This is a genomic window from Chryseobacterium sp. OV279 (assembly GCF_900128945.1).
Classification (GTDB): Bacteria; Bacteroidota; Bacteroidia; order Flavobacteriales; family Weeksellaceae; genus Chryseobacterium.
Map to the genome: position 1 here is coordinate 464993 of NZ_FQUD01000001.1, position 14230 is coordinate 479222.

The window sequence follows — 14230 nt, forward strand, 5'->3', positions numbered from 1 at the left end:
AACGTGAGACCTTCGTCGTCAATTTTTCAACCAGTAACTAGTTCCCACTCTCAGACTCTCTAACTCTCACACCCTCCAACTCAACTAGAAACTCGCCTTCACCTGCATACTTCCAATGTGAATGGTTCGTTCTCCGGAATTTCTTCCCTCGTAGTTGAGATTAAGCTGAAGGAAAGAGTTGATCGCCTGTTGAATAAAGACACTCCACACCTGGTTTTTCCCGGGCTTAAGGCCATCCAGCATCTGGTTTCCTACAATACTGAAATTGTTTCCGGTGAAATTGTTGTTGATAAAAGAGAAATTCCCTCTGATCGAAGTTTTCTTGCGTTCCCACTGAATGGTTCCTGTGATGTCAAAAGCTTTCAGTAATTCTTCACCGTCTATTCTTTTTTTCTGGCGGTAAGCAGAAGAAAGCTCGGCCTGAATAGCATCTGTAAATTTATAGGTTGCTTTTGGTTTCGTTTCAACATTATTCAGACGGTAATCCCTTGTGGTAAAAAGTTGGGATGAATTTTTGAGATCATGAATAGAGTTTTCCCAATCTACTCTGAATTCTTTGTTAAACCAGTAACCGACATTGACAAAGTGAGATGTTTGCTGACGTTCCTCATTACTGAAATTGGCATTGATCAGGTTATCGTTGGTAATGAAACGGTAATTTCCGTTCCATCCTGATTTTTCAGTTGGATTGAACTGCATGGAAGCTAAAATATTCTGATTTTTAAGGATCTGGTCGCTGTTTTTTTCAAAAGGATTCAATACCAGAACCTTGTCTTTTTTATAGAATGAGTTTTGTGAATTTAACGAAACATTAAAATTCCATCGCTTTAAGAATTTATTTTCAGAATTGAAAACAATCGATGGATTGACGAATAATGCCAGCTGGATTTTATTTTTATTGGAAGGAATGTAGCGTACAGAATTCGTATAAATCCTGATATATTTCGCCAAGTCGGAATATTCTGCAATTTCGAATTCATCGAGCTGCTGAATACCGTCTCCGTTGTAATCGGTCCATTTATAAACACCCTGTCCGTCTGTTACTTTAAGGTATTGGAATTCTCTTTGCGCTTCCTGTCCGTTTCCGAGTTCATAAAAAGCCTGCAAACGCATCCCGTTTCTGAATAGCTGTTGGTTATAAAGGATATTCCCGACAACGAAATCATTATTTCTGCTCACATCACCTTCATTACTTTGGTAGAAAAATTTTCTGTAGTGTACCAAAGCATTTAAAGTGGTTTTATCCGTTTTAATCAGCTGACTTTCCGCCATGATCCCTAAGATGTTGTTCATGTTCTCAAGCCTGTTGTTACGGACGGAGTCATTGTCCCTCATATACACTTTGGCCAACAATTTTGTACGGGTACTGTCACCGATTTTTTTCTGTACGAAAAGTTCTTTCCAGCTGAAACTGGTGACATCCATGAGTTGCGTATCATTATACTTTTTCTCATTATGTTCCATACTTCCTCCGAAGGCCCAGCTTCCTTTCTTACCGGTAAATTCAGTGGAAACTCCACCTCTGATGAATTTGGTATCCTGAAGAGTAGCGTTGGTATTAAGGTAGGATAAATTTCCTTTGGTGAAGAACTTTCCTGTGATCCAGCCAAAATCAAGGTCATTTTTTATCCCCTTGTATGTATCCTGTTCATCCAGATAATTGATTCTGTAGTTCAGGGTTGACTTATTGTTCCATTTATTTAAAAAGCTGAACGTAAATCTGTTTTGAGTTCGCTGGCTGAATTCCTGAACTAAGTTAAAGTCTCTTGAGAATTCCACATCATTGATACGGTCCAAGATATGGAATTGCTTATCAATATATTGGTATTCAAAACTTGGAGTCCCTTTCCATTTGCTTTTTGTGAACGTTTTATTTCCGAAAACACGCCATGCATACCCCATATTCTGAGCCGCATCTTTTGAGGAGAAAAGGTTCAGGTCATAATTACTCAGGGAGAAATCTGCGCCTATTTTTCCTTCTTTTAAAAGATATTCTGAATTCACTGAATATACCTGTGATTTCTGAGGCGAAGGAAGTTTTCTTACCGCTCTGTAATCTCCCATATTATTACCTACAAACTCAAAAACACGTCCGTTATTCGTAGTCTGCGTGATTTTATAATCCCCCTTACTGATCCCGAAATAAGTAAAGGAAACCTGATACAGTGTTTCATTCTGATCGGTAGAGAATTCGTAGAAATTCCCGGCGGGATTTAATTTGTACAGAATTTTATTGACATCGTAAGCGGTAACCACACCTGATGGAGCATACATTAAGTCAGGATTATTTCCGGCGTCTGCCAGAATCTGTTCGTCTTCCTTAGAAAGATTGAGGGCCAGAGGAGCATTTTTATTGTCATTTTCCATGAACCAATTCAGTCCTACTTTAAGTTTTTCCCTTTGATGCTCAACTTTTCCGGTAAATAAATATCTTGAATAATTTCTGTTTGTATAATTATAAGAGATCGTGATGAAATTCTGCTGGAAAATCGGACGGAAACTGGTAAATGTGACTTCTCCTGTATTGTAGTTGATGGTATAATCCTGGTTTTCCCCACGCTTCATCAAAATACCGTCAATAAATACCTGCTCGGAACCTGAGATAAGCGTGATGAACTGTTCACCGTTTTTCCCCGTCAGACGATAAGGTCCCTGGTTACCTTCAACTCCCTGGAAACGCACCCTGTGGAATTCACTTCGTGCGACGCCCATAGAAACGTCTACAAAGGTTTTATTATCATTTCCAAACTCAGTCTGGAACTCAATTCCCATGCTTCGTCTCTGGAATTTTGCAAAATAACTCTTAGCTTCTACAAGATCAAGATGTCCGGCTCTCAGGATCGATTTATCCTTAATATTAAGCTGCATATAAATCTTGTCAAACTCTTCTAAAGTTTGCGTATAACCGTCAGCCTGAATAGGTAAGTTGTGATCCGAAATACTGGCTAAAATAGTAACGTCCTTTGAAAGACGTCCGGAGATCTGAAGGTCCATAGAACTCTGTACCGACTGCCCCTGATTGTTACCAAAAGTAATCCCGCGGATAATGGAACCTTTTGAATTAAGCTCGCCGAGAAATCGTTTTTTATCGTTTTTGGCAAGTACGGCTTCATCTACGATGATTTTGTTATTAGTCCTTACGAAATCAAGTGTATCCTTTGCGAAAATGTCCTGTTCAAACCTTGCGGCGAGAATACTGTCCTTCTTGATACTGTCTTGCGGAATGTTTGGATTTTTCCACGAAAATATTTGTGCATGAGCCGAAAATATGCCCATGAAAAATAAACCGATCAGAATAAAAAAATTGCGCAAGCCTATCAAAATAAGTCGTAAAAATAGCTAAAAAATGTTAACGGAAGTAGGTTTAGCATTATTAACAGAAAATTAATCTAATTATTGTAAACCCCTGAAAAATACTGGTAATTTTGGGGTATAAATTATTAATAATTAAATTTTACAATCATGAAAAAATTTTATTCGTTAGTGGCTACAGCTGTATTTGCTGTTGCGACATTTGCTCAGACTACTGTTTTCAATGCAACGTTTGACGATTTAGATGGAACTGGAGGAAATGATGATTCCTGGACAGGAAACGTTGGAACAAAATCACTGAGCGCTTATACTACAGCAGGTTGGGTGTTTGGAGCTTCAGGAGGAGGGTCACAATGTATTAAAGCTGGATCTGGGAGTACGGCAGGAGCGGTGACTACACCAGCATTAACAGGGCTTTCAGGTAATGCAACCTTAACTTTCAGAGCTGCTGGTTTCAGTACTGATAATACATCGTTAACGGTTACCATCACCGGAGGAGGAAGCATCAGTGGTACAAGTACTTTTACTTTGACCAACTCTGCATTCTCTACCTATACAGTAAATATACTGGGAGGAACAGCTGCTACAAAACTTAAATTTGCTTCAGCAGCAGGAGGAAGAAGATTCTTCATTGATGATATTAAACTGGTGACTCAAGGTGCACTTGCTGTAAATGACACTAAAGCTTCTTCAGTTAAGTTCATTAAAAATACTTCAGTAGAGAATGAAATCTATTTTGGAGTTCAATCTGATGTTAAAATTTTCAACGTAAGCGGACAGTTGGTTAAAACAGCTTCCGTAAAAGAAAATGGAATGCTAAACATAATAGATCTCAAGAAAGGGATTTATATTGTTGCCGGAAATGTCAATGGTAAAGCGGTTTCCGAGAAAATAATAAAAAGGTAACTTTAATTAATTGTTAATTATATACCGTCATTTTAATATAATGACGGTTTTTTTGTACTTTTACCCCATAAATTTAAAACTTTTTATAATGAAAAAAATCTTTACTGTTTTAGGAATTACTTCATGTATTTTGGGATTTTCTCAAAATTTAGTTCAAAACCCAGGTTTTGAAAGTGGGCTTAGTAATTGGACAGCAGGTACGGTAGCTTCTTACACTTTACCTACAGCTGAGACGGATACTCCTTACCAGGGAGCAAATTATGCTAGATATGTAGCAACAGCAACAACAGGGTTCTATCAAAATATTCCTATTATTGCTAATACTCAATATACCGTTAGCTTTTGGTATAAATCAGCAGGTACTGGAAATGGAGCTAGAATTTGGTCTTGCTTTCTAGATGCCGGATCCGCTCCTGTGTATTTGACATCTGATGCAACGACAGATCCATTGAGAAATAATAATGGTTACTTAGCTAAAGTAGGTGTTTGGACTCAAAAAACGTTAACTTTTACTTCTCCTGCCGCGGCTGTTCAGTTCCAGTTACAAGTACGTGCTTATAACAACTCTACAGCGAGCTTTGATGAGTTTTCTTTAATCCAGAACTCTTCTTTATCTACGGTTGATTTATCTGTATCAAAATACAGTTTAGTTAAAAATACTTTTGTAAAATCAGAAATTAATTTTGCGAAAAATTGTAAAGACCTAAAAATTTACAATATGTTCGGACAAGTTGTGAAATCTCTTTCTGTAAAAGAAAATGAGGCTGTAAATGTTGCAGACCTGGCAAAAGGAAACTATATCGTAACAGGAACTGTAAACAACGAGCCTGTATCTCAGAAGATCTTAAAAGACTAATTTTTTAGTTTCTTTTAAAGAATATACGCTCCGGCCATTTCGAAGAAATGGCCGGAGCTTTTTTATAAAATCACACCTTATAGTTGAGTTTTATTTAAAATTTATTAATTAATACTTTGAAATCTATAGAATGTATTTCTTTTAAAGCGTATTCTTTGAAAATCCTTATTTTTTGTGGTACTGTTTTTGATATATTCCAGATAGTAATAACAGCCGGGATATTTGGCTTGAATAAGATGGATAAAATCTGTTTAAGAGAATTTAAAAGTTAGTTTTCAATATAACATGTTAAAAGAAGCAGCTGTACTTTACAGTTGCTTTTTTATTTAAAACAAGTTTATGGAAATATTAAAATGAATGACCAATAGTAACTTCCAGCCTCCCTCTTCCTTCTTCCAGCTCCTTAATACCAACCTCTTCTTGCCGCATTGATGACCGCACCAAGATTAAGGACCAAAGTATATCTGATGCGTTTAGCATAATCTTTAAAAGAAGGTTCAAAACCTAAGGACGACTGTATCGGGAAATAAACTTCAAGGAAATCCGGAATCACCCTTACTTTAATACCACTGTCCCAGATAAATTCTGCAGGACGGTTTTTGTTTTTATACATTCCGACATCCGCATAAACGTGAAATATCTTCCACACACTTGAATCTACATTGAAAGACGTGATCCACTGATTGACAGATCCGGGAAGAAAAGATTTAAATCCTCCGTCAGCCAAGATAAACTGTTGAGCGAGTAACCCGCTGTTGGCACTTTCACCCAGAAGATTGTAGGAGAAAGAGTAGTTGGAAACCCTTGAAATTCCATAGTTGAACATATTATTTCGGGTCTCATTCCTTACAAAATAACCGGCAAATAATCTGACGCTCAACTTTTGTTTAGGCGCAAACTCCCATCTGTAAAATCCTTCAGCAGTTATTTTATTGAAGTCTTCCATACCCTGAGTGCTCAAACTTAAGCTTTTTTCATGGATCATCTGGCTGTCACTGTAGCCATAGCCTGCAGTCCATAGATTGTATTTACCATAGTCTCTGTTGGCAACCATTTTTGGACTCAGATCTCTTTCCAGATAATTGTAGGAAAATCCGATACTTCTGCTGACCGTACTTCGTGGATTTTTTCTAAAGCTGAAATTCGAAAATATAGAACCTTTTCTGTAAGCCAATCCGTAATCATAATGAAAATAAGATCCTGACACTCCGAAAGTAATGCTTCTGAAAATACTTTCTGCCGGAAGAAAAGAGTAGGAGACCGCTCCTGATCCTGTCAGTTTTCCGGTTCCGGTACTGTAGGTTGGAGTAAATGAATACAGAAACTTCTGATCAAACAAAGACTGATTTTTTAAATTCACCCCCAAAAGGAATTTATCATAGGTATTATTAAAACGCACCCTTGGGCTGATGTATATTTCGTTGTATTCAGGATTGGGAATATCCTTAATCAGCTTGAATTTTATTTTTTTAGCATTCGAAAACAGACCTTTTGCATACAGGAAGTTGTCTCTGTATTTAGATTCAGGGAAAATATAGCCACTGTTCAGCGTTACTTTATGAATATCTTCTGAAGCAGGAAGAGCGAAATTTGTAATTCTTTCGTCTTGTTCCGTTTCTATCCAGTAAGATTTTTTCTCACCTTCACTAGTCTTGGTTTCCAGCTTTACAGGAATCGGAGAATCTGTATTTTTTGCGATTTTAATATTGAGAGAATCCTCTTCTTTTCTGACAGTTCTCAGCCTGAAGTTAACCCTGTTTTTTTGTTTTAAGAAATCTGAGAGATACGTTGATGTTTTATCTTTTTCAGCCAACTCCTTTAGAAACTCTTCGGGATTGATCTTCTTGTCTGTATTTTTGGCGATATAATCTTTTAATATGCTGTTGAAATGATCATACCCCATTTTTTCTGCGGTATAATTGAAAAGACTTCCCGTTTCAAAACTGCTGACCGCCATATGATTAAAATTACTCAAAACCGTGAATTTTTCACTGATCTTCTGATCAAGGTTCTGAGACATGATGTATTGATACGATAATCCGTAACGGTCGATCAATTTAACCTGAGACGCATGGAAGAGTTTCAGAGGTTTTACTCCAAAAATTTTTGTTTCCGGAAGATTACCCAATAATTTGGTGTCTTTGTAAAACTTTTGAAGATACTGGATTTCTAGATATGATTTTAAACCGTTTTTAAACCAGTGATGCTCCAGTTTATCCGCGATAATACTTTCGTCAAGAATTTTTTTGGTGATGATTCCGAAATAATCGAGGTCTGTTTTTTCAGCATCATTGAACAGCTGAAATCTGAATTTCCAGAAAGCAATGTCATTATTTCCAAAAAAGTCTTCCGAAGACCTGAATTTATCAGATATAAAGAGATTTTTCGGAAGGAAACCGATCTTCTCTTTAATGAACTTTAAATGCAAAGGAAGGTAAAATTCAAGGTTCTGCTTTTCTTCCGGCTTCAGATTATAACCGAACTTGATTTCCATATCCGATCCATCCACATTAATTTTTATGGAAGGAAGCCCGTTCTGTGCAATCACAAATTCAGGATCAGAATCAAGATAACCCTTAAATGAATTCATCTGAACCTGTGGGAGATTCCCTTCGATAAAACTGTTGGGAGGAAGATCGAAATTAACGGTCCAGAAAGTATTGAAACTTACGGACTCTTCAATATCATGATAATTTCTTTTGGAAATATTGTCCGGATCAAAATGATCCGGAACAATAAAGAAATATTTTAAGGCTGTCATTGTATCAGCTGTCCCGTAACCTGTAAATTTCTTATCAGGAAGAGACATACTGTAATGAAGCTGTAAGGTAATACTTTCACCAGGCTTTAAAGCTTCTGTCAAAGGAAGAAAAAGATTTTCATCCGTCTTGGAACTTACTGGAACTGGCTGCTGTGCTGAATTTTTGATTTCTAAATCCAGAAGCTTACCCAGTTGTTCAGGTTTTGCAAAATGAAGGTCACTGCTGCGGTCTTCCAGTTTTCTGTAAACCAGAGAGGTTCCTTTTTTGTTATAAGCAGAAACCCAATTGAGAAGTTTCACCGAATGCAGGTCTTTATCGGAATGATTGTAATACACAATTTCCTGATTGACCTCCAGCGTTTTTCTGTCGGCAGATAATTTTGCTTCAATATATATGCTGTCTTTTTGCCCAGAAACCTGTACAATTCCCCAAAACAAAACAAGGCATGTGGTGATCTTTTTCAATATCCTGTGATAAAGCCCAAATATAAACTTATTTTGAATATATTCAACAGCGTTTTAGCCCTGGATGGTATTTTTTTGCAAAGAATTAACATAAGCGTTCCAGCCCTCGTTTTTATACGTGACAGCAGCAGTTTCTGGATCGTCAGACTTATAAATTCCTCTGCCTACGATGATGAAATCAGAGTGAAGCATTTTGAAGACATGGTCAGGAGTATTATACTGTTGTCCTTTTCCGTCTCCTGAATCTGCAAGATTAACACCCGGAGTGAAAAGAAGGAGTTCTTCAGGAATCTGATTCTGAGATACCCCACCGATTACATTTGGATGTGATAATGCCACTTTAAGAGCCTCTTCACGGTAATTTGCTGTAGTCAGTGCTCCTTTGGAAGACATTCCTACAATAGCTACAACCCCTACATTTTTAAAGCAGTCCAGAGATTCAAATCCTCCGATCACCTGTGAGGTCACGAAATCTGCCCAGTCTGTAATTTTAAATACACCGCTGGTGAACTGAAGTTCCTGCGTGTTGCCAATATCTGCAAATTTTCTGTCCTCCATCAGTAAGAACTGGTGTTTTTCAGCTAATGCTTTTAACGGAAGAATTGTTTTTTCGTAGTCAAAATCTGAAATGATGTCAATATGCGTTTTCAATGCAATCACATGAGGACCTACTTTTTCGGCAAGAGCAAGTAATTCCTGTGTAGTGGTAACATCAGCCGATGCAATCAGGTTTGATTTTTTAGCTAAAGCGGTTTCAAGTAACTTTTTGGATACAGAATGCTGTGCGTGCGCGAGTTTCTGCTCGTAAGAACTTCTTGTCTTTTCTTCAAACTGAATATGGTTTCCCTGTAAGAAATCCTGAATTCTTTTTACCTCTTCATCAGACAGTTCCCCAGTTTCCTGAAGAATCGTACAAACTTCTGAAATATTGAAAAGCGTGTGAACTCTGTAGCCTTTGTTTTCCAGTAACTGTTTTCCGCCTTGCTCTCTGTCAAGAACCACCACGATGTCAGCTACTTTCAGATCTTCTTGTTCTACCTCGGCAATGGTCTCTACAAGAGATTTTCCGGAAGTGATCACATCCTCTACCAAAAGACAGTTCTGTCCTTTCTGATAAATTCCTTCGATCAGTTTTTTCGTTCCGTAGTTTTTAGCCTCTTTTCTTTTAATAATTAATGGAATGTAGCTTTCCAAAGACATAGCAGTAGCCATCGGAAGCGCCGCATAAGGCACCCCGCAGATTAAATCAAAATTATCCAGTGGAAGCATTTCCAACAGATAATTAGCCAGATTTTTTAAAATTTTAGGGTCTGAAGCCAAAGGTCTCAGGTCTACATAGAACGGACTTTCGATGCCGCTTTTCAAGGTAAACCTTCCGAATTTGATGATGCCCAGCTTGTAGCACTCTAAGAAAAATTCTTTTTTACTTTCCATTATTTTTTATTAGATACTGCAAATTTAATGATTTGAAATAAGGCTTAAAAATTTATCCGTCATTTGTCAATAAAAAACCACCCTGAAATGTTTCAGGATGGGTGAAGAATATTTCTGTAAATTATTATTTTACAATTTCTGCGTCGATAACTTTTGTTCCGTTCAGCCTCTGTTCAGCTTCCCACAGTAAGAATTTGTCCACTTCTTTGATCAGCTTTGGAATCGTAAGCGATAATACTGCTAAGTCATCCATAACACCCAATACAGGCACCGCAAATTCAGGAAGAAGGTCAATAGGGGAGATCACGTATAAAAGTCCCAGAAGCGGAAGGATAATGTCAATGGATCTCATTGGATATTCTCCTTTTCTCCATAGTTTTACCATTCTGAATATATCAGGGATTTTCTTTACGAAACCTTTGTGGCTGATGGCTTCTTTTGCAAGATTCAATTTTGAATATTTCATTTTGTGTTTAGTTTTAATAAATTTTTCAACACAGTAAATTTCGCAAATTTTATACCAATAAACTATAAAATTTAGTTAAATAAATTACTTGATGATATTATCAATGAACTGATGCACAGTCTCTGTGTTCCAATCTCTGTAGGCATCCTCCTTAATGATGATCCTTCCATGCTGATCGATAAGAAACGTGGTAGGAAATACTTTCGGAAGTATTTTTTCGGAGATAGGACTTTGAGCAATATAGACAGGAACGTTGTAATTATTTTCCTTTAAAAACTTTACGACCGCCTCTTCCTTATCATTCATCGCAATAAGCACAAAATCTACATTCCCTTTTCTTGTATCATATAATTTCTGAATGGTAGGCCACTCTTTTCTACACGGTGGACACCATGTTCCCCAGAAATTCAGGAAAACAGGTTTGTTTTTAAAAGCTTTAAGATTCGTACTCGGTACATTGATTCCTTTCAGCTCAACATCATAATCCTCTTCACTTACATGCACGGCATTTTCAATCGTAGCGATCGGGAAAAACTGATCTCTCAGATATTCCTTTAGTCCCGGGACAAAAGCTACCACCCCAATGATGATGATAAGGACAATATAAATGATATTCTTTTTCATGCGTTGATCTTTACTGTTATTTTAAGCCGTATGGAATTCAATCTTGTATTATAATAATTCTAAAATTTCCTGAACTGCATCCTTGCCTCTGTTTTTGGCATAATACAATTGAAGATCGTTGTAAAAATTATCTTTCGGGTAAGCTTCCGGATCTGCCTTATGCTTCATTAAAAGTTCGTATCCGTATTTTGGACGCGGTCCCCAAGAATTTTTCACATTGAAATCCTTGTCAAGGATGATCACTTTCGGGATAGATTCCGTACCGTTGGTCATAAACTGGCCAATCAGGCTTTTATCACTGTCTCTCAGGAAAATTTTCACCTCATTGTGTCCCTTAAAAAAAGTAACAAGAGCAGGAACCGTAGCACTGGCATCGCCGCACCACGCTTCTGAAATGATGAGAATCTTTCCGTCAAAATTTTTGGCAGCTAATTCTTTTAACTGTTCTTCATCCGGAACATACTTTTTAAGTGTCCGGTCCATTCTCTGAAGTCCCAGTTCGTAATATTGTTTGTATTCAATTTCTTGTTGAGTGGAAGGATTTTCCAGTCTTTCTCTTCCGATGCGGATATATTCTTCAAAAGAAATACCCTGATCCCAGTAATTTTTCATTACTAAACTTATGTATTAAAAATTATTAATATTTCTTGTTTTGTTGATCAAAAACAGATCTGCCAACACAAATGCAGCTATGCTTTCCACAACAGGGACTGCTCTTGGCACTACACATGGATCATGACGTCCTTTTCCTTCTACGGTCACAGGATTTCCATATCTGTCTACACTGTCCTGAGGTCTTAAAATAGTAGCCACTGGTTTGAATGCTGCACGGAAATAAATATCCATTCCGTTGGAAATACCTCCCTGGATTCCTCCTGAAAGATTGGATTTTGTTGTGAAATCGGTATTGAAAGCATCATTGTGCTCCTTTCCGGTCATTTTTGCTCCGCAGAAACCACTTCCGTATTCAAAACCTTTGCAGGCATTGATATTCAGCATTGCTTTGCCCAATTCAGCCTGAAGCTTAGAGAAAATAGGTTCTCCAATGCCAACAGGGACGTTTTTGATTACACACGTCACCGTACCACCGATTGTATTACCTTCTTTTTTGATTTCTTTGATCCTTTCGATCATTCTTTCTGCAGTTTCAGCATCAGGACAACGTACATCATTGCTTTCCGTTTTGGAAAAGTCCAGTGCCTGATAAGGTTTTTCACAGAAAATATCGCCTACGGACGAAACATATGCATTGATCTCGATGCCTGACAAAAGCTGTTTAGCCAAAGCGCCGGCAACGACCCAGTTGATGGTTTCTCTTGCTGAAGATTTTCCTCCTCCGCGATAATCTCTTATTCCAAATTTCTGGTCATACGTGAAATCTGCATGACTCGGACGATACGAATCTGCAATATGATCATAGTCCTTAGACTTCTGATTTTCATTTTCTATAATAAAACCGATTGGGGTACCCGTAGTTTTTCCCTCAAAGATTCCGGAAAGGAACTTTACCGTGTCGCTTTCTTTCCTTTGAGTGACTATTGCAGACTGGCCCGGTTTTCTACGATCCAATTCATATTGAATTTTATCGAAATCTACCGTTAATCCTGCCGGAAAATTATTGATGATACCGCCGTAAGCCACGCCGTGACTTTCTCCAAATGTTGTAAGACTGAGAAGATTACCTAATGTGTTGAACATGATACAAAATTACCTATTTTTCTTCAGATATTAAAGTTTCTGGATTTGTTCTATTTATCAGTGTTTTTGATACTATTAATAACGTTCTCCAATTCCTTTTTTTCCTTTGCGGTGAGCTTTTTCCAGATCAACCCTTTTTTGATGTTTTTTTCGTCAATGTATTGTGGGAAAATTCCTGATTGCACATCATCAAGAATATATCCGGATGAAATGGCAGGAAGCGGTGTGTCAAAATTAAAAGGATAATCTTTTGATATATTGAACTTTAAATTTCCAGTCCGGAACGTTTCAAATTTGTTGTAATGATAAGTTGAAGGTTTGTAAAGCTGCTCTTTTTTGAATCCGGCCATGAAATTTCCGGGCTTAAAACTTGGAATATACTGGCGGATAAAGTTGGGAAAGCTCAAAACTCCGATCACCATAAAACTTAATGCAGAGAAAAAGACAAGTGAATTTCTTTTGCTTAACTGAATGAACAGGATAAAAAATATGACAAAAAACACATCGATAAAAAATCGGTATTGAGCAGAAAAAGCCAATACCAGTATACTTTTTATTAACAGAGAAATACAGATCAGTGTGATGATTTTTTTCTTTTTAAGGATAGCGAAAACAGAAAACAGTGCTAAACTGAGGATGAAAATAATATTGATCTTTGATTTAATTCCTTCCAGCGAAAACCAGTTTCTGACCGCGTCGTAAGAAGAAAATTTTTGAATTTCCTCATAGGTATACTGCATATCATAGGTTTTCTGAATGGCATATTGAGAGGAGATTTTTAAAACCTCAGGATTAGGCTTCCAGCTGAATCCGAGATCGCCTAATGCAACAGGGAATACAGGATATCCGAAAGTCCAAATGTTTTTAATAAAGAATAATAGAAGGATGAGAATCCCGAAGATGAAATGTTTATAATTAGGTTTAAAGATAAATACAGAGCAAAGAAAAGTGAATACAGGAAGCCAGATCATCGTAGGCTTTATAGAAAAAATAAAAACAGAATAAGCGAACAAAAGACCAATGTTTTTATTTCCTTTTATAATTTCATTTAAAATAATTAATGATAATGTGATCACCGGAAGATCAGGACTGGGAGACTGTGAAAAAAGTAATAAGACCGGAATAAAACAAAGCTGTATCCAACTTTTTCTTTCAAAAATGTAAAGGGTGTAGATGATCAGAAGAATAGCATTCATCCTTAAAAAAGGATCTGAAAAGTTGGAAAATCCTGCCTGAAAAATATGCCATACAGACATCTGCCCCAACGTAAGATCCAGATTGGAAATCCCTTTGATTAGGCCAAATTCTGTGAGCCATTTGATCGTAGGAACATAATAGCCAAAATGATCCAATATATAAGGATAAAAGGAACCGGTGTATAAAATGATCAGTGAAATTCCTCCAATCAGAAAAATGTCTTTTCTGGAGAATTTATAAAATTCAATATAGAGTTTCCTGATGAAGAAAAATAAAATCCCCGCTAATACAAAAGGAATTTCTACATATATAGTCATAGGAATAAAAAAGGCGAGAACGGTCCAGGTCAGACTGAGTCCTAAAATCCCTGTTACAACATTTCCTGAAATCCCATTCAATAAAGAACCCGTAAATCTTTCCATGATTTTTCCCCAGCCTGCGAGGACCGGGAGAATGAGTACCGTAGAAAGTAAAAGTAATATCATAAAAAAAGATTGCCTAAAAATAAGCA

At 37.1% G+C, this 14230-nt stretch carries 10 protein-coding genes; 2 read left to right on the top strand and 8 right to left on the bottom strand.

What is annotated here, in order from left to right; genetic code table 11:
• Positions 1–84: 84 nt before the first annotated feature.
• Positions 85–3276 carry a hypothetical protein gene (locus BUA72_RS01980; protein WP_047452316.1) on the bottom strand — a complete coding sequence of 1064 codons (3192 nt, stop codon included), beginning with the start codon at positions 3274–3276 and terminating at the stop codon, positions 85–87.
• A gap of 186 nt (positions 3277–3462) precedes the next feature.
• Between BUA72_RS01980 and BUA72_RS01985 the strand changes: the two genes are divergently transcribed.
• Both BUA72_RS01985 and BUA72_RS01990 read left to right on the top strand, forming a co-directional pair.
• Positions 3463–4218: a T9SS-dependent surface endonuclease, AS87_RS02955 family gene (locus tag BUA72_RS01985; RefSeq protein ID WP_072921622.1), complete on the top strand. Its 756-nt coding sequence runs from the start codon at positions 3463–3465 to the stop codon at positions 4216–4218.
• A gap of 88 nt (positions 4219–4306) precedes the next feature.
• Positions 4307–5074, top strand: a complete 768-nt coding sequence (locus BUA72_RS01990; RefSeq protein ID WP_047452311.1) for a T9SS type A sorting domain-containing protein — start codon at positions 4307–4309, stop codon at positions 5072–5074.
• Positions 5075–5477: 403 nt separating this feature from the next.
• On the opposite strand, the gene BUA72_RS01995 is transcribed toward BUA72_RS01990, so the two are convergent.
• From BUA72_RS01995 to BUA72_RS02025, 7 genes are all read right to left on the bottom strand, one after another.
• Positions 5478–8300 carry an aminopeptidase gene (locus BUA72_RS01995; RefSeq protein ID WP_228407827.1) on the bottom strand — a complete coding sequence of 941 codons (2823 nt, stop codon included), beginning with the start codon at positions 8298–8300 and terminating at the stop codon, positions 5478–5480.
• Positions 8301–8354: 54 nt separating this feature from the next.
• Positions 8355–9734 carry an orotidine-5'-phosphate decarboxylase gene (gene pyrF / locus BUA72_RS02000; RefSeq protein ID WP_072921624.1) on the bottom strand — a complete coding sequence of 460 codons (1380 nt, stop codon included), beginning with the start codon at positions 9732–9734 and terminating at the stop codon, positions 8355–8357.
• A gap of 124 nt (positions 9735–9858) precedes the next feature.
• Positions 9859–10200 carry a YkvA family protein gene (locus tag BUA72_RS02005; protein WP_034723657.1) on the bottom strand — a complete coding sequence of 114 codons (342 nt, stop codon included), beginning with the start codon at positions 10198–10200 and terminating at the stop codon, positions 9859–9861.
• Between the two features lie 84 nt (positions 10201–10284).
• Positions 10285–10824, bottom strand: coding sequence for a TlpA family protein disulfide reductase (locus tag BUA72_RS02010; RefSeq protein WP_047452305.1), 540 nt, complete (start codon positions 10822–10824; stop codon positions 10285–10287).
• A gap of 48 nt (positions 10825–10872) precedes the next feature.
• Entirely contained in the window at positions 10873–11436 is a 564-nt protein-coding gene (locus BUA72_RS02015; RefSeq protein WP_072921625.1) for a thioredoxin family protein, read from the bottom strand.
• Between the two features lie 15 nt (positions 11437–11451).
• Positions 11452–12522, bottom strand: a complete 1071-nt coding sequence (gene aroC / locus BUA72_RS02020; RefSeq protein ID WP_072921626.1) for a chorismate synthase — start codon at positions 12520–12522, stop codon at positions 11452–11454.
• 50 nt (positions 12523–12572) lie between these two features.
• Positions 12573–14204 carry an LIC_10190 family membrane protein gene (locus tag BUA72_RS02025; RefSeq protein ID WP_072921627.1) on the bottom strand — a complete coding sequence of 544 codons (1632 nt, stop codon included), beginning with the start codon at positions 14202–14204 and terminating at the stop codon, positions 12573–12575.
• Positions 14205–14230 lie beyond the last annotated feature (26 nt).